This window comes from Candidatus Pelagibacter sp. PS_17 (assembly GCF_059417945.1).
This window is the reverse complement of record NZ_CM182073.1, coordinates 1,311,382-1,335,138: the sequence shown is the minus strand read 5'-3', so window position 1 is coordinate 1,335,138 and position 23,757 is coordinate 1,311,382. Positions and strand designations below refer to the sequence as shown.

The 23,757-nt window shown below is 29.2% G+C and carries 22 protein-coding genes; 3 read left to right on the top strand and 19 right to left on the bottom strand.

What is annotated here, in order from left to right:
• Positions 1-16: 16 nt before the first annotated feature.
• The 12 genes from pnp to AC5SML_RS07035 all read right to left on the bottom strand — a co-directional run bounded on the left by pnp (position 17) and on the right by AC5SML_RS07035 (position 12,925).
• Positions 17-2,089: a polyribonucleotide nucleotidyltransferase gene (pnp, locus tag AC5SML_RS07090; protein ID WP_006997515.1), complete on the bottom strand. Its 2,073-nt coding sequence runs from the start codon at positions 2,087-2,089 to the stop codon at positions 17-19.
• 21 nt (positions 2,090-2,110) lie between these two features.
• Positions 2,111-2,359, bottom strand: a complete 249-nt coding sequence (rpsO, locus tag AC5SML_RS07085) for a 30S ribosomal protein S15 (protein ID WP_006997516.1) — start codon at positions 2,357-2,359, stop codon at positions 2,111-2,113.
• 13 nt (positions 2,360-2,372) lie between these two features.
• Positions 2,373-2,741 carry a 30S ribosome-binding factor RbfA gene (gene rbfA / locus AC5SML_RS07080; protein WP_006997517.1) on the bottom strand — a complete coding sequence of 123 codons (369 nt, stop codon included), beginning with the start codon at positions 2,739-2,741 and terminating at the stop codon, positions 2,373-2,375.
• Positions 2,741-4,945: a translation initiation factor IF-2 gene (gene infB, locus AC5SML_RS07075; protein ID WP_494617186.1), complete on the bottom strand. Its 2,205-nt coding sequence runs from the start codon at positions 4,943-4,945 to the stop codon at positions 2,741-2,743. Before infB ends, rbfA begins: the two co-directional genes overlap by 1 nt.
• 10 nt (positions 4,946-4,955) lie before the next feature.
• Positions 4,956-6,509 carry a transcription termination factor NusA gene (gene nusA, locus AC5SML_RS07070; protein WP_011281673.1) on the bottom strand — a complete coding sequence of 518 codons (1,554 nt, stop codon included), beginning with the start codon at positions 6,507-6,509 and terminating at the stop codon, positions 4,956-4,958.
• A gap of 98 nt (positions 6,510-6,607) precedes the next feature.
• The gene (metK, locus tag AC5SML_RS07065; protein WP_494617184.1) at positions 6,608-7,777 is read right to left on the bottom strand and encodes a methionine adenosyltransferase; all 1,170 of its coding nucleotides are present in this window, start codon (positions 7,775-7,777) and stop codon (positions 6,608-6,610) included.
• On the bottom strand, positions 7,770-9,314 hold the full coding sequence (gene lnt, locus AC5SML_RS07060; protein WP_011281672.1) for an apolipoprotein N-acyltransferase: 1,545 nt from the start codon (positions 9,312-9,314) through the stop codon (positions 7,770-7,772). Before lnt ends, metK begins: the two co-directional genes overlap by 8 nt.
• A 1-nt stretch (position 9,315) precedes the next feature.
• Positions 9,316-9,777 carry an rRNA maturation RNase YbeY gene (gene ybeY / locus AC5SML_RS07055; protein WP_011281671.1) on the bottom strand — a complete coding sequence of 154 codons (462 nt, stop codon included), beginning with the start codon at positions 9,775-9,777 and terminating at the stop codon, positions 9,316-9,318.
• Positions 9,770-10,771 (bottom strand): PhoH family protein, encoded by a 1,002-nt coding sequence (locus tag AC5SML_RS07050; RefSeq protein ID WP_011281670.1) that lies wholly within the window; start codon positions 10,769-10,771, stop codon positions 9,770-9,772. Before AC5SML_RS07050 ends, ybeY begins: the two co-directional genes overlap by 8 nt.
• A gap of 2 nt (positions 10,772-10,773) precedes the next feature.
• The gene (miaB, locus tag AC5SML_RS07045; protein ID WP_041185770.1) at positions 10,774-12,141 is read right to left on the bottom strand and encodes a tRNA (N6-isopentenyl adenosine(37)-C2)-methylthiotransferase MiaB; all 1,368 of its coding nucleotides are present in this window, start codon (positions 12,139-12,141) and stop codon (positions 10,774-10,776) included.
• Positions 12,119-12,529, bottom strand: a complete 411-nt coding sequence (locus tag AC5SML_RS07040; RefSeq protein WP_006997525.1) for a Fur family transcriptional regulator — start codon at positions 12,527-12,529, stop codon at positions 12,119-12,121. The genes miaB and AC5SML_RS07040 overlap by 23 nt, the downstream gene beginning before the upstream one ends.
• Positions 12,530-12,538: 9 nt before the next feature.
• The gene (locus tag AC5SML_RS07035) at positions 12,539-12,925 is read right to left on the bottom strand and encodes a peptidase M22 (protein ID WP_006997526.1); all 387 of its coding nucleotides are present in this window, start codon (positions 12,923-12,925) and stop codon (positions 12,539-12,541) included.
• A 7-nt stretch (positions 12,926-12,932) separates the two neighbouring features.
• Here AC5SML_RS07035 and AC5SML_RS07030 point away from each other — a divergent pair, with 7 nt between their 5' ends.
• Positions 12,933-13,931, top strand: a complete 999-nt coding sequence (locus AC5SML_RS07030; RefSeq protein WP_494617183.1) for a polysaccharide deacetylase family protein — start codon at positions 12,933-12,935, stop codon at positions 13,929-13,931.
• Here the strand turns inward: AC5SML_RS07030 and AC5SML_RS07025 are convergent.
• Genes AC5SML_RS07025 through murJ form a run of 4 tightly spaced genes read right to left on the bottom strand, consistent with a single transcriptional unit; the run spans position 13,928 to position 18,171 of the window.
• Positions 13,928-15,043, bottom strand: a complete 1,116-nt coding sequence (locus AC5SML_RS07025; RefSeq protein WP_494617181.1) for a glucosaminidase domain-containing protein — start codon at positions 15,041-15,043, stop codon at positions 13,928-13,930. The genes AC5SML_RS07030 and AC5SML_RS07025 overlap by 4 nt on opposite strands.
• A gap of 2 nt (positions 15,044-15,045) precedes the next feature.
• The gene (locus tag AC5SML_RS07020) at positions 15,046-15,588 is read right to left on the bottom strand and encodes a NifU family protein (RefSeq protein WP_006997529.1); all 543 of its coding nucleotides are present in this window, start codon (positions 15,586-15,588) and stop codon (positions 15,046-15,048) included.
• Between the two features lie 53 nt (positions 15,589-15,641).
• Positions 15,642-16,643 carry a tryptophan--tRNA ligase gene (gene trpS / locus AC5SML_RS07015; protein WP_011281665.1) on the bottom strand — a complete coding sequence of 334 codons (1,002 nt, stop codon included), beginning with the start codon at positions 16,641-16,643 and terminating at the stop codon, positions 15,642-15,644.
• Between the two features lies 1 nt (position 16,644).
• A complete protein-coding gene (murJ, locus tag AC5SML_RS07010) occupies positions 16,645-18,171 on the bottom strand; it encodes a murein biosynthesis integral membrane protein MurJ (protein WP_494617180.1) in 1,527 nt (508 codons plus the stop codon).
• Positions 18,172-18,221: 50 nt separating this feature from the next.
• On the opposite strand from murJ, the gene AC5SML_RS07005 reads away from it, so the two are divergent.
• The gene (locus tag AC5SML_RS07005; protein ID WP_494617179.1) at positions 18,222-20,510 is read left to right on the top strand and encodes an NADP-dependent malic enzyme; all 2,289 of its coding nucleotides are present in this window, start codon (positions 18,222-18,224) and stop codon (positions 20,508-20,510) included.
• Here AC5SML_RS07005 and AC5SML_RS07000 read toward each other — a convergent pair.
• Positions 20,507-21,100, bottom strand: a complete 594-nt coding sequence (locus tag AC5SML_RS07000; RefSeq protein ID WP_494587320.1) for a BON domain-containing protein — start codon at positions 21,098-21,100, stop codon at positions 20,507-20,509. The two genes, AC5SML_RS07005 and AC5SML_RS07000, sit on opposite strands and share 4 nt — an antisense overlap.
• Positions 21,090-21,953: a 16S rRNA (cytidine(1402)-2'-O)-methyltransferase gene (rsmI, locus tag AC5SML_RS06995; protein ID WP_494617178.1), complete on the bottom strand. Its 864-nt coding sequence runs from the start codon at positions 21,951-21,953 to the stop codon at positions 21,090-21,092. Before rsmI ends, AC5SML_RS07000 begins: the two co-directional genes overlap by 11 nt.
• 32 nt (positions 21,954-21,985) lie before the next feature.
• Here rsmI and AC5SML_RS06990 point away from each other — a divergent pair, with 32 nt between their 5' ends.
• Positions 21,986-23,137 carry an ABC transporter substrate-binding protein gene (locus tag AC5SML_RS06990; protein WP_494617176.1) on the top strand — a complete coding sequence of 384 codons (1,152 nt, stop codon included), beginning with the start codon at positions 21,986-21,988 and terminating at the stop codon, positions 23,135-23,137.
• Here AC5SML_RS06990 and rdgB read toward each other — a convergent pair.
• On the bottom strand, positions 23,121-23,723 hold the full coding sequence (gene rdgB / locus AC5SML_RS06985; RefSeq protein ID WP_494617175.1) for an RdgB/HAM1 family non-canonical purine NTP pyrophosphatase: 603 nt from the start codon (positions 23,721-23,723) through the stop codon (positions 23,121-23,123). The two genes, AC5SML_RS06990 and rdgB, sit on opposite strands and share 17 nt — an antisense overlap.
• Between the last annotated feature and the right edge of the window lie 34 nt (positions 23,724-23,757).

Here is a 23,757-nt window from a genome sequence, read left to right as displayed (position 1 = left end):
GAATTTTAATTTAAAATTATTCAGCAGCTTGTTTCATAGAAAGTTTAACTTTACCTCTATCGAAACCAATCACTTTAACTTTTACTTCGTCACCTTCTTTAACAATATCAGTAACTTTTTCTACTCTTTTAGTAGCAAGTTCTGAAATGTGAACAAGACCATCTTGTTTGCCTAAGAAATTTACAAATGCACCAAACTCCATAATCTTCATTACTTTACCTGAGTAAATTTTATTTAGCTCAGCTTTTGCTGTGATGTCTTTGATCATTTGCATAGCAATGTTTCTAGACTCTTCGTCCGGAGCAGCAACAGTTACCACACCTTCATCGTTCACATCTAGTTTAGCACCTGATTTTTCAACAATTTCTCTAATCGTTGCTCCACCTTTTCCAATTACAGCTGCAATATCTTTTTTATCAACAGTAATTTGTTCCATTTTTGGAGTGTGTTCACCAACATCAGCTCTTGATTCACTTAAAGCTTTGTTCATTTCACCTAAGATATGAATTCTTCCTTCTTTTGCTTGTTTTAAGGCCTGCTCCATGATTTCAAATGTGATACCTGTAATTTTAATATCCATTTGAAGCGAAGTAATTCCATCTTTAGTTCCGGCAACCTTAAAATCCATATCTCCTAGGTGATCTTCATCACCTAAAATATCTGACAAGACACTAAAGTCATCGCCTTCTTTAATTAACCCCATTGCAATACCTGCAACTGGCTCTTTAATTGGCACTCCAGCATCCATAAGTGCAAGAGATGCACCACAAACACTTGCCATTGATGAAGAACCATTGGATTCTGTAATTTCTGACACTATTCTGAAAGTATATGGAAACTCTTCCTTTGGAGGTAATGAAGAGTTAATTGCTCTCCATGCTAATTTTCCATGACCAACTTCACGTCTTCCAGTTCCAATTCTTCCAGTTTCACCAACTGAGAAAGGAGGGAAGTTGTAATGAAGCATAAATCTTTCTCTATGCTGTCCATCTAAACTTTCCAATCTTTGTTCATCATCAGATGTACCTAAAGTAGTAACTACAATCGCTTGTGTTTCACCTCTAGTAAATAGAGCTGATCCGTGAGTTCTTGGTAAAACACCAACCTCACACTCAATAGCTCTTACATCAGCTAAACCTCTGCCATCAATTCTTTTTTTATTTTTAAGAATGTCAGTTCTAACAATTTTCTTTTCAAGATTTTTTAATTCATCATTAACGTTAAAATCAGAATAATTTTCATCCTCTGCAAAAAGTTGTTTTGCTTTATCAGAAATTTCTGAAATTTGATTTGATCGTTCTTGTTTGTCTATTGTTGCAAAAGCTTTAGTTAAATCTTCTGTAAAGTTTTCTTCAAGTTTTTTCTTAACTTCCGATAAATCTTTTTTCTCAACAGTCCATTCTGGTTTCCTGCATTCTTTTGCAAGTTCCTCGATCATTTCGATTACTGGAACAAAACCTTCGTGACCAAACTTAACTGCATCTAACATTACTTCTTCTGTTAAACCTGACGTTTCTGACTCAACCATCAGCACAGCATCTTTAGTACCAGCTACAACTAAATCTAAAGTAGAGTTTTCTAACTCAGCTTTTGATGGGTTTAATATGTATTTTCCATCAACTAAACCAACTCTTGAAGCACCTACAGGTCCCATAAATGGCATTCCTGAAATGGCTAATGCAGCTGATGAAGCTGTAATTGCTAAAATATCTGGTTGATTGTCTTTATCATATGAGATTACAGTTGGTAATAACTGAACTTCATTTTTGAATTCACTTGGAAACAAAGGTCTGATGGGTCTATCAATTAATCTTGAAATCAATTGTTCACTTTCAGTTGGTCTTGCTTCTCTTTTAAAGTATCCACCAGGAATTTTACCACCTGCATAATATTTTTCTTGGTAATTTACAGACAGAGGAAAATAATCCATATCTGGATTTACTTTTTTGGCTCCTACTACTGTTGCTAAAATAACTGTTTCACCACATGAAGCAATGATTGCTCCGTCTGCTTGTCTTGCTACTTTACCTGTTTCTAAACTTATCTTCTTACCTGCTACTTCAATTTCCTTCTTGTATACTTTGAACATCTATTTTCCGTTTCCTTCTGTCTATTTTCTTAAATTTAATTGAGTTAATACATTTTTGTAAGAATCAAATTTATTTTTCTTTAAATATTCTAACAATTTTTTTCTTCTATTTACTGCTCTTAATAATCCAACCGAAGAGTGTTTATCTTTTTTGAATTGTTTAATGTGTGCTGAAAGAGTTTCAATTTTTCCTGTTAATAATGCAATTTGTACTTCTGAAGAACCAGTGTCCTTCTCGTGCATTTTTAATTCTTCTGCTTTTTTCGTCATACTATTTATTTTCCTATTTATTTGTTTGTTTTATTAAGTTTTCTATTTTTTCTGCGTACTCAAATGAGTCGTCTTTAGCAAAAAGTATTTTTGGTAAATATTTCATAATTATTTTTTTAGATAAAGCTTTTCTAATTAAGAAAGAATATTCTTTTAATTTTTTAATAACTAACTCCGAATCTTTACCACCTAATGGTAATACGTAAGCTTTTGCAATTTTAAGGTCTTGACTCATTTTTACTTCAGTAACCGTTATAGTGTTAGTTTCTAAATTTGGGACCTTAGCTTCATTTCTGGCAAAAATCATGCCTAAAGATTGCCTAATCATCTCTCCAACACGCAATTGTCTCTGTGATACTGGTTTTCCTATTCTATCAGCCATTATACTGTTCTATCCGTTGTAGTCGTACTAAAGGCCTCTATTGTATCGTTTTTCTGGAAATCGATAAAGTCCTTAAGCGTTATTCCACACTCTTGGCCATTACTAACCTGTTTTGCCTGATCTTTTTCTCTAAAAATAGTACTTATTTTACCCGTATAAATAATTGCTCCATCTCTTACTACCCTAGCACTTGCGCCACTAGTTATTTCACCTTCAGTTACTTTTGAGCCTGCAACTTTTCCTGTACCTGAAACTTTGAAAATTTCTAAAATTTGAGCTGTACCAATAATTTTTTCCTGAACATCTGGAGCAAGAAGTCCTGACATTCTTAATTTAATATAATCCAAAACTTCATAAATAATATTATAAGAAGAGATTACAATTTTTTCATTTTCTGCTAATTTTTTTGCTTCCTTACTTGGTTTAACATTAAATGCAATTAGTGCAGCGTTAGATGCTTTTGCTAAAGTTACATCTGTTTCTGTTACCATTCCAATATCAGATAAAATTATTTTAGGTTTTACTTCATCATGGGTAATTTGATTAATCGCACTTTTGATTGCCTCTGCAGATCCATGAACATCTGATTTTACGATAATATTTAATTCTGCAGCTGACTTATCAGCAAAAGCCGAGTCTTGAGTAGCAAAAGTTAAAGGACTTCCACCAGTTTTGCTTTCTTCTGCTCTATTCTGACTTAATGTTTTTGCCTCTTTTTCTGAATCTAGTACAATAAAATCATCTCCAGATTTAGCCGCTCCATTAATTCCAAGAATTTCAACTGGCATTGATGGTGGTGCTTCATTAACATTTTCTCCTTTATCATTAATTAAAGCTCTTACTTTTCCCCATTTTAATCCACTAACAAAGAAATCACCTTTTTTAATTGTTCCAGATGTAACTACAACTGTTGCAACAGCTCCTCTGCCAATATCAATTTTAGATTCTAAAACAATTCCTGTAGCTTTAGATTCAAAGTCAGTTTTTAAGTCTAAAATTTCTGCTTGTAGAACAATCGACTCTACTAACTTATCTAAATTTTTTTTATTTTTTGCAGAAATTTCAACCATTAAAGTATCTCCCGATAGATCCTCTGCAATAAGTTCGTATTCTAAAAGTTGGTTCTTTATTTTTTGTGGATCTGCCTCAGGTAGATCACACTTGTTAATTGCTACAACTATTGGAACGTTCGCAGCTTTTGCGTGTTTTATAGATTCTATTGTTTGAGGTTTAACACCATCATCTGCAGCAACTACTAATACTACAACGTCTGTTAATTTTGATCCTCTAGCTCTCATTTCTGTAAATGCAGCATGACCTGGTGTATCAATAAAAGTCAGTTTATTAGATTCGTGTTGTATTTGGTAAGCTCCAATGTGTTGTGTTATTCCACCAAATTCACCAGAGACAACATTCGCACTTCTTAAAACATCCAATACCGAGGTCTTTCCATGATCCACGTGGCCCATCACAGTTACGATTGGTGGTCTATTCTTTAAATTTTCAGATCTAGACTCTTTTATTTTTTGAATAATTTCTTCTGCTTTTGTTTCTCTAATCGGATTGTGACCAAATTCTTTTACTAAGTATTCGGCAGTATCTGCTGCTAATGTTTGATTGATAGTAACCGTAACACCCATTCCAAATAAATGTTTAATTACATTGCTTGATTGCTCAGCCATTCTGTTAGATAGTTCTCTCACTGTTATTGCTTCAGGAATATTTACATCTCTTTTTACAGGCTTTAAACTTTCTTGAATTTCTTCTTTAGTTAGTTCTCTATTTTCTTTTAATTTTGCTCTTTTAAGCGAAGCCATACTTCTTGATCTTGCTTCGATCTCATCACTTAATGCTCTTGATACTGTTAATTTTAATTCTCTTTTTTTAGTTTCAGGTTTACCTGTATCCCCTTTCAATCTTCTAGTTGCTCTTTGTTCAGCTAACTTACGTTTTTCATAATCATTAGTTATTGGAGAAGCCGGTTTAGGTACTGATGTGGTTCTTGGAGGGAAACTACTTGTTGTTGATACTGCTGGTTTTGACCTAACACTAGCAGGTCTAGTAAAGCTACTTCTAGGTGCGAATTTGCTGGGCTTTTTTTCAATTACAACGGAATTTTTACTTTGAGTTTTTGCTAACTCTATATTCTCTATCGATTTCTTGGCTATGCCAGACAGTGTTAATTTTGTTTTTTTGTTTTCCATATTTCATTACTCAATCTTTGTAAATTATGCTTCTTGCGGACATAATTAATTCATCTGCTTCTGTTTTTGATAAAGCAAAATCTTCAAGGTATCCTTGAATCTTAATTCTTTCACCTTTTACAACATCATAACCACCTGTTAATTCATCAGAGGCAAGGTCTGCAAAATCTTCTAATTTTAAAATCTTTTGTTCTCCTAAAGTAACCAACATTCCAGGAGTCAGTCCTTTGTGATTTATAAGATCATCTTGAAGTCCCAAATCTTTAATTCTTTGAGTAATATCTTCTTGATCTTTTTGGTAAAACTCTTTTGCTCTTTCAATCAAAGCCTTGGCAGTGTCTTCCTCTATACCTTCAATTTTCATTAAATTTTCTGGTGAACTATCTTTAATATCTGAGATTGAAGAAAAACCTTCAGCAACAAGTAATTGTCCTAATGTTTCATCCAGCTCTAAATTTTTAACAAAGTTTTCAGTTTTTTCTTTAAATTCAGATTGTCTTCTTTCTGAATCTTCTGCATCAGTCATTATATTAATTTCGTAATTTAATAATTTAGTAGCAAGTCTTACGTTTTGACCTCTACGACCAATTGCTTTACTTAAATTTTCTTCTGTTAAAATTACATCTAATTTTTTTGCAACACTATCAACGTTCACTCTTTGAACTTCAGCCGGTGACAATGCATTTGAAACTACTATTGCTGGATCTTCAGACCAATTAACAATATCAATTTTTTCACCTTGTAATTCGTTAACCACTGCTTGGACTCTTGATCCTCTCATTCCAACACAAGCTCCTACTGGATCTAATGAAGTATCAACTGCTTTAACACAGATTTTTGCTCTACTTCCAGGATCTCTTGCTGATGATTTAATTTCAATTAAACCATCATAAATTTCAGGAACCTCTTGAACAAATAATTTTTCCATAAATTTTGGATGTGCTCTTGATAAAAATATTTGTTGTCCTCTAGCTTCTCTTTTAACATCATAACAGTAAGCTTTAACTCTATCTCCAGCTTTAATGTTTTCTCTAGGGATCATTTCATTTTTTTGAATAATTGCTTCAGTTCTACCTAAATCAACTATCACATTTCCAAACTCTAGACGTTTAACAATTCCACTTAGAATTGAGTCTTTTTTATCTATAAAATCATTGTATTGTCTTTCACGTTCTGCTTCTCTTACATTAAAACTAATAACTTGTTTTGCTGTTTGTGCAGCTATTCTTCCAAAATCAAAAGAGGGAAGCGGTTGTAAAATTTCGTCACCAATTTTTTTATCTTTGTTTGCTTCATTTAAAATGATTGCATCTTGAAGATTAATTTCTGTATTTGTATTTTCTGGTTTTTCTACAACAATTAATTTTCTGAAAATTCCAATATCACCACTTTCTCTGTCTATTAAAACTTTAATTTCATTGTCCTGTCCAAATTTTGATTTGGCAGCTTTTGCAATTCCCGTTTCCATGGAATCTATAATTAATTCTTTATCTATAGACTTTTCCAAAGCAACTGCTTCAGCAATTCTTAATAATTCTAATTTATCTGATCTTCTATTTAACATAAGTTTATTAGCTCCAAAAAAAAATGGGCTAAAGCCCATTCTGTAATTTCAATAATGTAAGGGCAATATATAAAGATTTTTTTTTAATTCAATAGCAACTATTTAGAAAAAACGTCTTTTTTATCAGTTTTTTCCCATGAAAATGAGCCGTTAGCTTCAGGCACTCTTCCAAAATGACCATAAGCTGCTGTTTTTTCATAAATAGGTTTATTTAGGCCAAGCATTTCTCTTATACCTCTTGGGCTTAAATCAAAATTTTCTGAGATCTTTTCTGTTACAAATTTATTTTTTTCTAAATCATTATCAAATAAATCTACATAAATTGATAAAGGTTTAGAAACTCCAATTGCGTATGCTAATTGAATTAAACATTTTTCAGCAATGTTAGAAGCAACAATATTTTTAGCAATATATCTTGCTGCATAAGCAGCTGATCTATCAACTTTAGTTGGATCTTTACCGGAGAAAGCTCCTCCACCATGCGGTGCTGCTCCACCATAAGTATCTACAATAATTTTTCTACCTGTTAAGCCACAATCCCCATCTGGGCCACCAATTACAAAATTTCCGGTTGGGTTTATATATAATTCTTCTTCATTAAAATCTTTCAAAAACTTTTCTGGAATTGATTTTAATAAATAAGGTTTTAATAATTCTCTAACTTTAGCTTGATCTACATCTGCTGAGTGCTGTGAGGATATAACAACTGATTTTACTTTGGTTGGTTTTCCATCCACATACTCAAACGTGACTTGACTTTTTGAATCTGGCTCAATATTTTTTAATTTTCCAGATTTTCGATCCTCCGCCATTAATCTCAAAATCTTATGAGAATAATGAATTGGTGCTGGCATTAATTCTTCAGTTTCGTTACAAGCATAACCAAACATTATTCCTTGGTCACCCGCTCCCTCATCTTTATTACTTGATGAGTCCACACCCATGGCTATATCAGCAGATTGTGCATGAAGATGGCTTTCTATTTTTGTATCTTCTCTCCAAGTAAAACCATCTTGATCGTACCCAATATCCTTGATGCATTCTCTTACTTTTTGAATAAGATCTTCTTCTTTGATGCTCGGTCCTCTTACTTCTCCAGCTAAAACAACTTTATTTGTAGTGGTTAAAGTTTCACATGCTACTCTTGAAAAAGGATCACCTGAAAGAAAGCTATCCACAACCATATCAGAAATACGATCTGACACTTTATCCGGATGTCCTTCAGAAACAGACTCGCTTGTAAATAAAAAATTTTTTAAATTACTCATCTATAATTTTCTTAAATGAAAAAATTAAAAAAATATATAATAAAATAAGTATAAAAAATATCTTATCCCCATAATTCATATAAGGTGTTGATTTAAGGATTTTACTCTCTTTAAAATCAACATATCCAATAGTGCCAAACTCAACTTTTTTTTCTATAATACCTATTGGATTAACAATGGCAGATATTCCATTGTTTGCTGATCTAATTACATATTTTCCACTTTCAATTGATCTAAAGATACTGTGTGCAAAATGTTGTTTTGGGCCAATAGAATTTCCAAACCACCCATCTTCTGAAATATTAATTATATAATCAAAGTTTTTGTCTTTAAATAATCTATTTGAATAAATAATTTCATAACAAATTAAGGGAAGTAATTTTAATTCTATCTTGTCATTTTTTATTAAAAGTGCTTTTTGGTTCTCACCTTTTGAAAAAGATTGGTAATCATTGGTTACTGTTTTAAGTCCTATTAAACTAAGTACTGATTCAAATGGAGTAAACTCTCCAAATGGCACTAAATTATTTTTGTTATAACTATGAATTAAATCCAATTTATTGTTAAAAATCGCCATTGAATTAAAAAATAAATTTTCATTATTTTTAGTTTTTACACTATTTAGACCCATGATAATTAAATCATCACTCGAAAAACTATTTGAAAATAATTCCTTATATATATCCATATCTCTTAAATAACTGTCTGGAATAATTCCTTCAGGCCATAAAAAAATCATTGGCTCTTTTTTTTCTGGACTACTCAAGGTAATTAGTTCTTGTATTATCTTTAATTCATCCTGCTTTGAATAAAATCGGTCTAAACTAATATTGGGTGATACGGCTCTTATTGTAAAATTATTTTTAATATCAGCTGTAGTATTAAATTGATTATATTTTAAATTGCCAAAAACTAAAAAACCTACAGAAATTATTATAAAGAAAAAACAGACAATAATTTCTTTTCTGGTTTTTCTTAAGATAAATACAGCTGGAACAGTAAACAAAGATATACAAATTAAATTGAAAGAATAAGTCCCAATTACTGAAAGAATTTGAATAAAATAAATACTTTCTGAAAAACTAAAAGCAATTAAATTCCATGGAAAACCAGTAAGAATGGACCCTCTAATAAATTCAATAGATCCAAATAAAATTGAAAAAATAAAAAATGTACTAACAACATCTCTAGAATAAAAAACAGAAAACAAATAAGTTATTAATCCATAAAATATTGCAAGAAAAGCAGGAAATAAAACTATAGCTATTGGTATTAAAAATTTAAAGCTTTCATCAAAAGTTAAGGAAATTGCAATCCAATATAAACTACATAAAAAATAACCAAAACCAAAAAACCATCCATATTTAAAGAAAGATTTATTATTTGGATTATTTTTTTTTTGTGTAAAAAGAAAAATAAAAAATAACGAAAAAGTAAAAAAATTAATTATAAAATAATTATAAGGTGGCAAGCTGTAAGAGCTGATAGCACCTAAAAAAAATACATATAATATGTTTAAAAAATTTTTTTTAAGCAAGTTAAGCAACTTTTGTTTTGATGAATTTATAAATTAAATCTTCTTCTTTAATCATTTTTTTAAAATCTTTTAGTTTTATATGATCGTGTCCTAATAAATGAAGAAATCCATGAATAAAAATTTTAACGACTTTTTGTTTAAACTCTAAAATGCTTATATTTTTTGGTTTATTCATAAACTCATAGCTAATTACTATATCACCAAGATAATTTGATTTTTTTGGGTTAAATTTTTTCTCAAATGGAAATGATAATACATCTGTAGGTTTATTTTTATTTCTAAAATCTTTATTAAGCTTTTTAATATTCTTATTATTTGAAAGTAAAATTGTTAGATTTATTTTTTTACCAATAAATTTATATTTTTTTGGAAAAAATTTTAGAATAGAATTAAAAAAAGTTTTATTTCTTTTGATTTTTTTGCTCCAGAGAGTGCACTCCGAAACTACATCAATTTTAATCATTTTCTTGGTCAGAGTACGCTTTTACAATCTTAGATACCAAAGGATGTCTCACCACATCTGAATGATCAAAATCTACAACAGAAATTTCTTTTAAGTGCCCAAGTAATTTCTTAGATCTACTTAGGCCTGACATGTTTTTATTTGGAAGATCTATTTGAGAAGGATCACCATTTATAACAATTTTAGAATTCTCACCTATACGTGTTAAAAACATCTTAATTTGAGTATCTGTTGCATTTTGGGCTTCATCTAAAATTGCAAAAGAATTCTTTAACGTTCTTCCTCTCATGAAAGCAAGTGGTGCTATTTCAATATCACCAATTTCAATCATTCTCTGTATTTTTTCGAAATCAAATAAATCATAGAGAGAATCATATAGAGGCCTTAAATAAGGATCTACTTTCTCCTTCATATCTCCTGGTAAAAAACCAAGTCTCTCACCAGCTTCTACTGCTGGTCTTGATAGAATAATTCTTTCAATTTTTTTATCAAGCAACATAGTTAATCCAACTGCTACTGCTAAAAAAGTTTTACCTGTCCCTGCAGGTCCTGCAGATATGACAATATCACTTTGTCTTAAAGCTCTAACATATTCTTTTTGTCTCTCTGATCTAGGGATAACAGATTTTTTTGGTGTTTTAATTATATCAGAAACATTTTGATTTTTTACTTTTTCTTCAATCATAAATTTATCTATAGATGAGATTATATCTTTTTTCTCAATACTGCCATTGTTAATAAATTGATTTGCAAGAAATTGAATAGCATTTTTTGTAATTTCATTTTGTTCTGGGGTTGATTTTATTAAAATAGAATTTCCCCTTGAATAAAGATTTGTATTAGTAATTTTTTCAAGTTCTTTTAAATTTTCATTAAACTCACCAACAACTCCCATTAATAAATCATTATCATGAAAGATAACGCTTAAAGAGTTATTATCAGAGTATACAAATTTTAATGTTGAATTAATTTTTTTTGAAACTGTATTATTCAATTTTAAGCTACCTTTTTTTTAGAGCTTTCAGTTAATTTTCCAAAAAGACTATTTTGATTACTACTTATTATTTCGACCTGCACAAGTTTTCCAATATTTTCTATATTGCCATCAAAAATTACTGATGTCATATATTCTGTTCTTCCAAATAACTTAATCCCATCTTTCATTTTATTTTCTACTAGAACATTTAAAATTTTATTTTCTAAAGATTTATTTTTTTTTATTTGGTTATTAAATAATTTCTCCTGAATTATCTCTAATCTTTGTTTAGATTTTTTTTGATCCACGAGTGTTAAATTTGCAGCAACGGTTCCTGGTCTTGGGCTAAAAATAAACGAATAAGAGTTAATAAATTTTACTTTTTCAATTAGTTCCATTGTCATTTTAAAATCTTGCTCATCTTCTTCTGGGTATCCAATAATAAAATCACTAGAAAACTCAATTTTTGGGTTAATCTTCCTTAATTTTTCATAAACTAGCAGGTATTCTTCAATGGTGTGTTTTCTATTCATTAGATTTAAAATTTTATTTGATCCACTTTGTACTGGTAAATGTACAAGGGGCATCAGTTTAGATGATGTCTTATAAACATTAATCAAATCATCTGTCATATCCTTGGGATGAGATGTTGTGTATCGAATTCTTTCAAGTTTATCAAAGCTATCAAGCTTGATTAACAAATCTGATAGTCTATATTTTTTACCTTCCTCATCATAACTGTATGCGTTTACATTTTGACCTAACAAGATAATTTCTTTTGCACCACTTTGAACCAATTCTTTTGCTTCATTTATGATTTGGTCAAAAGGTCTGGAGTATTCTGGTCCACGAGTATAAGGCACTACACAAAAATGACAGAATTTATCACAACCTTCTTGGATTGTTAAAAATGAAGAGACTTTACTGTCTTTATTTTTAATCTGACTTAAATAATTAAATTTAGAAATTGTATCAAATTCTGTTTCTTCCTCTTTTTTTTTGTTTTTTAAATGATTTAATATTGCCTCATTTATTTTATGGTAAGACTGTGGACCAATTACAATATCAATATAAGGTTCTCTTTTTAACATTTCTTGATTTTCAGCTTGAGCAACACAACCAGCAACAACTACAATTGGTTTTTTTTTCTCTCTAAAAATTTTTTTGACTCTTCCTATTTCATGGTAAACTTTTTCTTTTGCTTTATCACGAATATGACAGGTGTTTAAAAGATAACAATTTGCATCCTCATATTTTTCAGTTTTTTCAAAGCCTATTTTTTTTACAGTATCAAATATACGATTTGAATCGTATTCATTCATTTGACAACCAAAAGTTTTAATAAAAATTTTTTTTAACATTGTGTTAGGATTTTTTTTTAACCCCATATAATTCTAATTTGTGATCAACCAATCGATAACCGTATTTATCAGCAATTTTTTCTTGTAGCTTTTCTATCTCTTCATCCACAAATTCAATAATTTCTCCTGATTTAACATCAATTAAATGATCATGATGTCCTTCATTTAATTCCTCGTATCTAGCTTTGCCTCCTTTAAAATCATGTTTAGCTAAAATTCCAGACTCCTCAAAAAGTTTTACTGTTCTATATACTGTGGCAATACTTATTTTTGGATCAATCTTTGAAACTCTATTATATAGTTCATCTACATCTGGATGGTCATTAGACTCTGACATTACTTTTGCGATAATTTTTCTTTGATCCGTTAGTTTAACTCCTTTAGCTAAACATTTTTGTTCAATATTTTCTGACATTTTTTAATTTTAACTTAAATAAATAGGATTAATCAAATTCTTTTTAATTTTAAATTTTTCACATAAACTAGGGACTTCTTCATACTTAACTTCTTTAAATCCTTTAAAATCTTCAAAACTAAAACAATAATAATTGATTTTTTTTGTTAGAAATAAAGCTTTAATCGTCGCTAATGAATTTCTAATTCCTGCAAAACTGCCAGGTCCTCTGTTAACATAAATAATATCAATTTGATCTAAAGTAGAGGAATTTACCTTTAAAAAATCATTAATTAAGATCATTAATTTTTCAAAATTAATTTTACTATTTTCATGAGTACAAGTATAAATATTTTCACTAACTATGAGTGTTAAAAAAATTTTATCTCTTGTGGCATCTACTATTAAATTTTTCATTATAATAATGTTATTTGCTATCAATTCTAAAGCAGAAGAAAATAATATCAAATATTATTCTGAAGATAGTGGCATTCTTTCTTTGATGTATCACCGATTTGATGAAAATAAGTATCCTTCAACAAATATACAAATGGATATTTTCAAAGAACAAATGTCTATAATCAATACCTCAAATTATAAATTTTTTGATCCACAATATTTACAAAAAGAATTTAATTTTCCAAAAAATAAAAAAGAAATACTTATCACTGTAGATGATGCTTTCTTATCATTTTATAAAATTGCGTGGCCATATTTGAAAAGAGAGAAAATTCCTTTTATTTTATTTGTTTCAACTGAAACCGTAGGTAAAACTGGCTATATGAGTTGGCAACAAATACAAGAAGTAGAAAAAGAGCCATATGCTTACATTGGCAATCATTCACATTCTCATAATTACCTGGTTGATATGGAAACAAAAAATTTTTTGGCTGATATTAATGCTTCAATTGAAATTTTTAATCAGAACTTAGGTTATAACCCAATTTTTTTTTCATACCCATTTGGTGAATACAGCAAAACTATTAAAGATTTTATTTCCAATAATTTTGATTTTGCTTTTGGACAACATTCTGGTGTCATTGATATTAATAAAGATCCTCATGAATTACCCAGATTCCCAATTAATGAAAAATATGGTGACTTAGAAAGATTTAAATTTTTGATTAATCTTGGTCCACTTCCATACAAATCTTTAAACCCTGAAGACAAGTATATTATCAATAACAATCCACCAAAACTATCTGTTGAATTTTTTGAAAATCAAAAAAATATAGAAAATATTAACTGTTTCTCTGATGAGGGTAGGGGATGGGATAAGTCAAATATTACTTTTAATAAAAATATACTAAACATAAATTTTAGAGAAAAATTTACATTCAGAAGAGGTAGAGTTAATTGTTCACTTAATGATGATGGAATATGGAGATGGTTCGGCGTTCAATTTTCAGTGAATCAAAATTAAATTAAACTTTCTAAATCTTTGCTAGATGGTAATAACTTTGCATCATCAAAATCTGTTAAATCATTTTGTCTAATAATTTGTTGTAAAATTTTAACATACTCTTTTCCTGTTTCTGCATATTTATCTAAGTATTCGGTAAGAATCATACTGTCTAATTCTTTTCCTTCATCTCGCAATTCTGCTCTTGCACTTCTAAAATCTTTATAAGACGAGTGTGTATTCAAATTTCTTTGATAAGCTTTTACGGACGCTTGCAAAACCTTAAATCTCATAACTTTGTGTGTACTATCATCTTCTGCATCAGCTGGTTTTATTCCTTCACCACTCCACGTCCACTGACCAAACAATGCATTTCCCTCCTGAGCAAACCTTGATGTTCCCCAACCAGTTTCCTTTGCAGCTTGTGCAATTGCCATTGAAACGGGCACTTCATCCATTCTAATTTTCAATGTTGATAAATCTTTATTTACAACTCCATATTGTTTAAATTTTATGTTTAACCACTCTTGTTCTGTCTTTGTATTTTTGCTTTTATTTAAAATACTAAAGAGCTTTATTCTATCTAGTTTAATACTATTATTTTCATCAATGACTAAAGGCAAAATTATCTGAATAAATAAGTCTTTTCTTTTTTTAGTATTTTCTATTTTTCCAATTTCTTTTGGTAATAGATCTAAATTTATAGGCTTTACTAATTTATTTTCTCTAACATCTTTTAAATTATAATTTGTTGATTTAAAAAGTTCTTCAATTGTTGCAGCACTTAATAGTATGGCATCTGAGGGCTGTTCATCGAATGTTAAAACATCTTCATATAAAAACTTTTTATTTAATTGTTCATCTAGTTTTGTTGTTTTGTTTTCTAATAATTTTTTTAAATTATTCTTTGAATTATTTTCATAATCCTTAGAAAATATCATTTTTTCTTTTGTAAGATTCATGGCTAATGGAGCTATAAAAAAAATCGATATAATGATTAAACTTGATAAAAAAGTTCTTGAAAGATTATCTAGTCCACTTTTTTGTGCTTCTAGTTTATTTTTTTTTTTTAAATCTTTTGCAGTTTCAAAAAAAGATGTAAGTTTTTTTCTAATAATTATTTTTTTTCTCATAACTATATTGCAACCACTTCTTTAACCTCAGGCAAATAGTGACATAAAAGATTTTGCACTCCTTGTTTTAAGGTCATTGTCGAGCTGGGACAGCCAGAACAGCTTCCTTGTAATTCTACTTTAACAATTCCATCTTTAAATTCTTTAAATTTAATATCACCACCATCTTTTGCAACAGCAGGTCTAATCTTTGATTCTAAGATACTTATAATTTGCTTTTCGATTTCAGTGTGTTCCTCTTTTTTTTCTCCAAGTAGCTCATTGGCAATTACAAATTCTTTTCCTGTAGAATAAAAATCATTAATCAGTGAAATAGCTATATGTTTAATATCTTCCCAATTTACTTCTTCATTTTTATTTATAGATATAAAATCTTCTCCTAAAAATACGCCTGTAACCCCATTAATTGATAAAATATTTCTTACTAATTCATTGTCAGTTTCTTCTTTTTTTATCACTTCAAATGAGCCATTATTGGAAACTGTTTTTCCAGGCAGAAACTTTAGTGAATTTGGGTTTGGTGTTACTTCGGTTTGAATAAACATCTTTTTATATATAATGATTACTGAGAAAATTTAAACTAATTAATATAATCTTATTAAAAACCTACTAAATCTTTAATTTCTTTTATTTTTTTTGAAGCAATTTTATTAGCTTTATTAGAACCTTCTAAAAGAATTTTATCTAAATAACCTTCATCATTTAATAGTTTTTTTATTTCTTTTGAGATTGGGTCAATAGTTTCAATTAAAGTCTCTGATAACTTCTCCTTAAACTCTGAAAAATTTTTTCCTTTAAATTCAATAATAGATTTTTCTAAATTTTGATTTTTTAAACTTGAATAGATCCCTAATAAATTTTCAGCTTCTGGTCTTTCATTCAAATCTTTAATATCTGAAGGAAGTGGCAAAGGATCCGTTTTTGCTTTTTTAATTTTATTTAAAATCTCTTCGCTATTATCTGTAAGATTAATTCTGCTCAAATCTGAAGGATCTGATTTGCTCATTTTTTTTAAACCATCTTTAAGACTCATTATTCTAGAAAACTCTTTCTGTATTAAGGGCTCTGGAACTTTTAAAAAATCTGTTGCATTAAAATCGTTATTAAATTTTTGTGCTATATCTCTACAAAGTTCTAAGTGTTGTTTTTGATCATCACCAACAGGAACATGGGTTGCGTCATACAGCAGAATATCAGCAGCCATTAATACAGGATAGGAATAAAGGCCAATACTAGCTTTTTCCTTATCTTTTCCAGCTTTTTCCTTAAACTGAGTCATTCTATTAAGCCAACCAATTCTTGAAACACAACTTAATATCCATGCGGCTTCAGAGTGAGCTGGAACCATTGATTGATTAAAGATTATACTTTTGTTAGGATCTATTCCACTTGCAATAAATGTTGCTGCAGTTTCTCTTATATTCTTTTTTAGTTCCTTAGGATCTTGTTTTACTGTAATTGCATGAAGGTCAACTACACAAAAAATACACTCATTTTCTTTTTCATTTTGGAGTTTTACAAAATTTTTAATTGCTCCAAGATAGTTTCCTAAATGTAGGTTTCCAGTAGGTTGTACTCCAGAAAAAATTTTTTTAATCATATCAATAGTTTAAATTAATATCCGTTCTTTTAAAAGCCTTGATTAAAACTGCAATGAAAAAATAAAATATAAGACCAGCAATAACGGCACCCACTAAATAGATCGCTTTAAAATTTTCTTGATAGGATAATTCATTATTAAAAAAATAAATTATATAGTTAAAAAATATTCCCATAATCACTGATGTTGTTAAAATTTTAATTAATCTATCTATAAAGATAAGATTAAAATTGAAAAAACTTTCTTTTTTTAAAAAGATAAACAATAGCAATGCATTAAACCAAGATGAAATGGTAGTTGCGATTGGTATGATTATAAAACCAATTTGTTTAAAAAAGATAACGCTTATAAATATATTTAATAAAACAGATAATAATGAAATATAAAACGGTATTTTTGTATTATGTCTTGCGAAAAAAAATGTCGAAAAAACTTTTATTAATGAAAAAGCAGGCAAGCCAATTGCAAAATAAAATAGAGCTTTTGCTGAATTCTTAACACTTAGCTCATCAAAAGAACCATAGCCAAATAATGAAGAAACAATTTCTTCTGAGGCAATCAATAATGCAACTGTTGCTGGGATACTCAAGAATAGACTAAGTTCTAAAGCTTTATTTTGAATTAAGTTTATTTTATCTTTATTTTGACTTTTAACATATTTGGATAGTTGGGGTAAAATAACTGTACCAATTGCAATTCCAGCAATGGCTAAATTTATTTGATAAACTCTGTCAGCATAATAAAGGTAAGAAACCGCACTAGCTTGAAAAGATGCAATAATTGTTCCTACTAAAATATTTATTTGAGTAACACCTGATGAAAAAATACTAGGTAATAATTTTTTAAAAAAGTTTTTAATTTTTTTATTAATGTTAATTTTAAATTTAATCTTAGGTGAAAAATTTTTTTTTACAAAAAAGTATAGAAAAATAAATTGTACAACGCCTGAAATGGTTACAGCATAAGATAAATAATAAACAAGATTATCGTCTAATATTTTTGCAAATAACAAAACTCCAATTAAAAGTATATTTAAAATAATTGGCGCAGCGGACGCTATTGCAAATTTATTATGTGAATTTAAAATTGCAGAAAAAAATGATGCCAAACTTATGAAAATTAAAAATGGGAAGGTAATTCTTGTTAAGGTTATAGCTAGTTCCATTTTATCATAATCGCCTTCAAAACCTGGTGCAATTAGATAAACAAATAAAGGCATCAATATCTCTACAATCAGAACTAAAATTATTAGACCTAGGGTGAGTAGATTAAAAATACTATTAGCAAAATTTTGTGCTTCTTTTTTTTTATTCAATAATGATGAGTAGCTTGGAACAAAAGCTGCATTAAATGTTCCTTCAGAAAATAACCTTCTAAAAGTGTTGGGAATTCTAAACGCCACAAAGAAAGCATCTGCCAAAATTCCAGTTCCAAGGAATACTGCTATTAAAATATCTCTTAAATAGCCCAGTAACCTACTAATTATTGTAAAAAAGCTAAACGTGCTTGTTGACTTAATAAGGTTCATAAATCATATTAGTCTTAAATTTGCTCCATTTGTATATCTAATTAACATAAATGAAAAAAACTAAAATAGATCATTATACTGATAAAGAGGCTCTAGAATTCCACAGCTTAAATAAGCCAGGAAAAATAGAAATAAATTCTTCAAAACCAATGACAACTAAGAGGGATTTGGCATTAGCTTATTCTCCTGGTGTTGCAGTTCCAGTTCAAGCAATCGCTGACGATCCAGAGACAGCATACGATTATACATCTAAAGGAAATTTAGTTGCAGTGATAAGTAATGGATCAGCTATTTTAGGAATGGGTAATTTAGGAGCACTTGCATCTAAACCTGTCATGGAGGGAAAGGCAGTTTTATTTAAAAGATTTGCTGATATCGATTCTATTGACTTAGAAATTGACTCTCAAGACTCCGATGAAATTATTAATAGTATTAAAAACTTTGCATGCAGTTTTGGTGGTATTAACTTAGAAGATATCGCAGCTCCTGATTGTTTTATAATTGAAGAAAAATTAAAAGAAATTTTAGATATTCCAGTTTTTCATGACGATCAACATGGAACGGCAATTATAACTACAGCTGCATTAATTAACGCCCTAGATATTAGTGGCAAATCAATAAAAGACATTAAAGTTGTTGTAAATGGAGCAGGTGCATCAGCAATTGCTTGTACAAATTTGTTTAAAAATAGTGGTGTACTTAGTGAAAATGTAATCATGCTTGATCGTAAAGGAGTGGTCTATAGAGGTAGAACTGAGGGAATGGACCAGTGGAAATCTGCCCATGCAGTAGAAACTAAAAAAAGAACTTTAGAAGAAGCTATAAATGGAGCTGACGTATTTTTAGGATTATCTGCCAAAGGAGCTTTGAAAAAAGAGTTAGTAAAAACTATGGCTAAGAACCCAATAATTTTTGCCTGCGCAAATCCTGATCCTGAAATAACACCTGAAGAAATAATGGAAGTTAGAGATGATGCCATTATTGCAACTGGAAGATCTGATTATCCCAATCAAGTAAACAATTTAATTGGTTTTCCTTATATTTTTAGAGGAGCATTAGACGTAAGAGCTACAACTATTAATGAAGAAATGAAGGTTGCAGCTGCAAACGCAATTGCAAAATTAGCAAGAGAAGATGTTCCAGATGAAGTTGTTGCCGCAATGGGAGGAGATCGTCCTAAATATGGAAAAGATTATATAATTCCATCCACGTTTGATCCAAGACTGATTAGTGTAATTCCTGCAGCTGTTGCAAAAGCTGCTATGGATAGTGGTGTTGCAAAAAAACCTATAAAAGATTTTGAGGCTTATAGAGACCAACTCAAACAAAGGCTAGATCCCTCAGTAACTATTATGCAAGGTATTAACTCTCATATCAAAAAAAATCAAAAGAGAATTGTTTTTGCAGATGGAGAAGACGAAAACACTCTTAAGGCGGCAATTGCATTTAAAAATTCTAAATTAGGTACACCAATTTTAATTGGTAAAAAAAATAAAATTAAAGAAAGAATAAAAGAAATTGGCTACAATGAAAATTTTGATATCGAAATAGTTAATTCTGAAGACACACCAAAAAGAGAGAAGTACGTAAACTTTTTATTTGAAAAATTGCAAAGAGAGAAAGGTCTTTTGGAAAGAGATTGTGATAGATTAGTTAGAAATGATAGGGTTGTATGGGCATCTTGTATGGTTGCTTGTGGTGATGCAGATGGTGCTGTCACTGGAAATACTAGAAGATTTGGAGCTTCTTTTGATAAAGTTACACAAGTTGTAGATGCTAGACCAGGTGAAATCATGTTTGGATTAAATATGGTTGTTGCTAAAGGAAAAACTATTTTTGTTGGAGACACGAGTGTAAATGAATATCCAAGTTCAGAGGAGCTTGCAGAAATTGCAATTTCATCAGCTAGAGTAGTTAAAATGTTTGGCTTTGTTCCAAAAGTTGCTTTTGTTTCTCACTCTACTTTTGGTCAACCTCTAACAAGTAGAACTAAACATATAAAAAAAGCTGTTGAAATTTTAAAAGATAAAAATGTAGATTTTGATTTTGATGGGGACATGCAGCCAGATGTTGCCTTAAATGAAGAATACAAAGAATTATATCCTTTCTCAAGTATTGTAGGAAATGCAAATATATTAATAATGCCGGGCCAACACAGTGCTGCTATCTCTTATAAAATGATGAAAAGCTTAGGTGACACAAAAGTTATTGGTCCTCTTTTAATTGGATTGGGTCAACCCATTGAAATAGCCCCTTTAAGATCATCTACTTCAGAAATCATAAATTTAGCATCAGTTGCTGCCTACTCTGCTGATGTAATTGATTATAAAAAAAGTTAATTTTTTTGAATTCTTAAGTCTTCAACCAAGACAATACTTGCAATAACATCTTCTACATCTAGTATTTCTTTTGCTTCATTTATTACTTCTTTTCTTTCTTCTGTGGTTAAAGAAATCCCATAAATAAATATTTTTTTCTTATAAGTATCAATTTGATAATTGGTTGCTTTAATTTTTTTGTTAAATATTAAAGCTGTACGAAGTTGAGATGTAATTAATAAATCTTTAGCAGATTGTTGAAAATTAAAATCTTCTTTTATTTTAATATCATTTTTAACTGATCTAGCACCTTTTGTTTCCCATGCAAGTTTAGTAATTTGAAGTTTTTCTTCAGGATCATCTACTTTTCCTGTTACAAAAATTTTTCCATCTAAAACTTTTGTGCTAACAGCTAAGATATAGCTCTTGTCTCTTAAGGCTAATCTTGCAGCTAAATTTTTTTGCATTACAGAATCGTCTATTTGGGTCCCTAAAGATCTTGGATCAAACGCAACACTAACACCTGTTCCAAAAACTCCTTTTGAGCTAATCCCAACACATCCTGTTAAGATTAAAAAAATTAAACTTATTAAAAATATTTTATTTTTCATTTTTTATTTTTAGACAATAATTGTAAATTTCTTTTTTGGATACATTAGTATTTTGGCTAATTAAGTCTGTAATATCTTTTATGCTTAGTTTTTTAATTAATTTTTGAATAATTATTTTATCAGATTCTTTTAATATTATCGATGAATTTTTTTCTTTTACCTTTTCAGAAATAACAATTGTTAACTCTCCTTTGGGATCAGATTTAAATGGTTCAAGTGTCTCCACATCTGTTCTTATATATTCCTCATAAAATTTGGTCATTTCTCTGCAAACCAAAATTTTTCTATTTGCAAAGTAACGTTTTAAATCTTTTATCGATCTATTAAATTTTCGTGGAGAAATAAAAAAAACAATACAGCACTCTAAATTTGCAAGCCTTTCGAAATCTTCATTTAATTTGCTATTTTTATCTGGAAAAAAACCATAAAAAAAATATTTTTCATTAAATCCACTTATGGAAACTGCAGAAGAAACAGCTGACGCACCCGGAATTGGAAAGATATCTATTTCGTTAATAGCACATTCATTGACTAATATAGCTCCTGGATCTGAGATAGATGGAGTTCCAGCGTCAGAAATCAAAGAAACGACCGATCCTGATTTTAAAATATCAATTACTTTCGATAAATTTTTTTTTTCATTAAATTTATGATTTGCAATAAGTTTTGATTTAATTTCATACCGTTCTAATAAATTTTTTGAAATACGTGTGTCCTCACACAGTACATAATCCGATTTTTTTAATACTTCTAGGGCTCTTAAAGTGATGTCGCTTAAATTCCCAATAGGAGTAGATACAATATAAAGACCACTTTTAACTTTATTATTTATATTTTCAGTATGTAGAATCATCAAATTATAATAGTTATAATAATAACATTAAAATGAACAAAATTATTAAAATTATACTTTTTTTAGCTTTTGGTTTCTTAATTACTCCAGTAGCACTCTTGGCAAATGAGAAAATTAGGATTGGTCTTCTTGTCCCTTTAACTGGAAAGAACTCTGAAATAGGACAATCTATAATTAAATCTACACGTCTTGCAATCAATACAATAAACAATGCATCAATTGAGATTATACCAAAAGATACACAATCAAACCCTGAGGTAACTTTAGTGGTAGCCAAAGAGTTGGCTAATTCAGGAATAAAAATTGTTGTTGGTCCAGTTTTTAACGAAAGTCTAATTTACCTGGATGAGTTAAGTGAATTAACATTCTTGGCTCTAACGAATAAAAATGATAATTTTTCCAAAAACATTATTAACGCTGGAATTAATGCAACTTCACAACTAAATGCAATTAAGAAGTTTATAGAATTAAACGAAATAAAAAAAACTATTTTTCTTACTCCAGATGTAAGTTTTAAAAATGAAATTGAAAAAGCTATTTCTAATTCTAAAATAAAAATATTAGAAAATTATATTTATAATACTGACCCGACTAAACTTACCAAACAAATTGAAAAAATTACACGTTATGAAATTAGAAAACAAAACCTTGAAGATGAAATAAATAGACTAGAGAAATCGGAACAAAGCAATAAAGAGCTCTTAATTGAAAGGTTAAAAAAGAGAGATACTCTTGGTAGTGTAAAATTTGACTCAGTGGTAATTTCTGATTTTGATGAAAGTTTAAAAAGCGTAACAACTTCCCTGCTTTATACGGATATAACTCCTAAAGAAAAATATTTTATTACCCTTAATCAATGGTTTGATGAGTCTCTTTTAAAAGAGACAAGCTCACAACCCTTGTATTTTCCCTCTGCAAATAAAGATAATTATGATAAATTTTCTAATGAATATTTTGAAAAATATAATCAGCACCCTAATCAATTATCATTTTTAAGTTATGACTTGGTTGGGCTTGTGTATTATTTAATTCTTCAAAACGAATCTGTTATTGATAAAAAAATGTTTACTAAAAAAACTTTGTTTAAAGGAAAGGTTGGAGTTTTTGAAATTAAAAACAATAAAATTAATCATATTTTAAATTTTTATAAAGCTGAAGATGGAGAATTTAAAAAAATCTTTTAATTTTTTTAAAAGCTTTAAATCTATGATCTATTTTATATTTCTGTGATGCTCTCATTTCACCAAATGTAATTTTTTTTCCAAGTGGTATGAAAATAGGATCATAACCAAAACCATTTTTACCTTTTATAACTGGTGAAATAAAACCCTCAACCTTTCCAATAGAATTTATTATTTCTTTATTTTTATTATAAATAGTTAAGGCACAAATAAACCTGGCCTTAATTTTTTTCTCTCGCCAGTTTTTGGCTTTTTTATCTAACTCCTTAAAAACTCTATACATTGCTTTTTTAAAGTCGCCTTTTTTACCCCCCCATCTAGCTGAATAAATTCCAGGGTCTCCATCTAAAACATCTATTTCTAAACCTGAGTCATCAGACAGACATATCATTTTTGATTTTTTAGAAAAAAATTTAGCTTTGATTAAGGAGTTTTCCTTAAATGTTTTGCCATTTTCAGGAGGGCTTTTTATTTTAAAGTCCTGTGGAGAATATATTTCAACATTTTTAGGCAATAAATCCTTAATTTCTCTTAATTTTCCTTTATTATTAGTGCCTACCAACAATTTTATAATTTTATTCTTTAACATCTAGCAATTATCAAATTTCATACCATATAAGTTG

Excerpts from the sequence above, each read along its gene's own strand:
- pnp (WP_006997515.1), bottom strand. The coding sequence starts at position 2,089 with ATGTTCAAAGTATACAAGAAGGAAATTGAAGTAGCAGGTAAGAAGATA.
- rpsO (WP_006997516.1), bottom strand. The coding sequence starts at position 2,359 with ATGACGAAAAAAGCAGAAGAATTAAAAATGCACGAGAAGGACACTGGT.
- rbfA (WP_006997517.1), bottom strand. The coding sequence starts at position 2,741 with ATGGCTGATAGAATAGGAAAACCAGTATCACAGAGACAATTGCGTGTT.
- infB (WP_494617186.1), bottom strand. The coding sequence starts at position 4,945 with ATGGAAAACAAAAAAACAAAATTAACACTGTCTGGCATAGCCAAGAAA.
- nusA (WP_011281673.1), bottom strand. The coding sequence starts at position 6,509 with ATGTTAAATAGAAGATCAGATAAATTAGAATTATTAAGAATTGCTGAA.
- metK (WP_494617184.1), bottom strand. The coding sequence starts at position 7,777 with ATGAGTAATTTAAAAAATTTTTTATTTACAAGCGAGTCTGTTTCTGAA.
- ybeY (WP_011281671.1), bottom strand. The coding sequence starts at position 9,777 with ATGATTAAAATTGATGTAGTTTCGGAGTGCACTCTCTGGAGCAAAAAA.
- miaB (WP_041185770.1), bottom strand. The coding sequence starts at position 12,141 with ATGGGGTTAAAAAAAAATCCTAACACAATGTTAAAAAAAATTTTTATT.
- AC5SML_RS07040 (WP_006997525.1), bottom strand. The coding sequence starts at position 12,529 with ATGTCAGAAAATATTGAACAAAAATGTTTAGCTAAAGGAGTTAAACTA.
- AC5SML_RS07035 (WP_006997526.1), bottom strand. The coding sequence starts at position 12,925 with ATGAAAAATTTAATAGTAGATGCCACAAGAGATAAAATTTTTTTAACA.
- AC5SML_RS07030 (WP_494617183.1), top strand. The coding sequence starts at position 12,933 with ATGTTATTTGCTATCAATTCTAAAGCAGAAGAAAATAATATCAAATAT.
- AC5SML_RS07025 (WP_494617181.1), bottom strand. The coding sequence starts at position 15,043 with ATGAGAAAAAAAATAATTATTAGAAAAAAACTTACATCTTTTTTTGAA.
- AC5SML_RS07020 (WP_006997529.1), bottom strand. The coding sequence starts at position 15,588 with ATGTTTATTCAAACCGAAGTAACACCAAACCCAAATTCACTAAAGTTT.
- trpS (WP_011281665.1), bottom strand. The coding sequence starts at position 16,643 with ATGATTAAAAAAATTTTTTCTGGAGTACAACCTACTGGAAACCTACAT.
- murJ (WP_494617180.1), bottom strand. The coding sequence starts at position 18,171 with ATGAACCTTATTAAGTCAACAAGCACGTTTAGCTTTTTTACAATAATT.
- AC5SML_RS07005 (WP_494617179.1), top strand. The coding sequence starts at position 18,222 with ATGAAAAAAACTAAAATAGATCATTATACTGATAAAGAGGCTCTAGAA.
- AC5SML_RS07000 (WP_494587320.1), bottom strand. The coding sequence starts at position 21,100 with ATGAAAAATAAAATATTTTTAATAAGTTTAATTTTTTTAATCTTAACA.
- rsmI (WP_494617178.1), bottom strand. The coding sequence starts at position 21,953 with ATGATTCTACATACTGAAAATATAAATAATAAAGTTAAAAGTGGTCTT.
- AC5SML_RS06990 (WP_494617176.1), top strand. The coding sequence starts at position 21,986 with ATGAACAAAATTATTAAAATTATACTTTTTTTAGCTTTTGGTTTCTTA.
- rdgB (WP_494617175.1), bottom strand. The coding sequence starts at position 23,723 with ATGTTAAAGAATAAAATTATAAAATTGTTGGTAGGCACTAATAATAAA.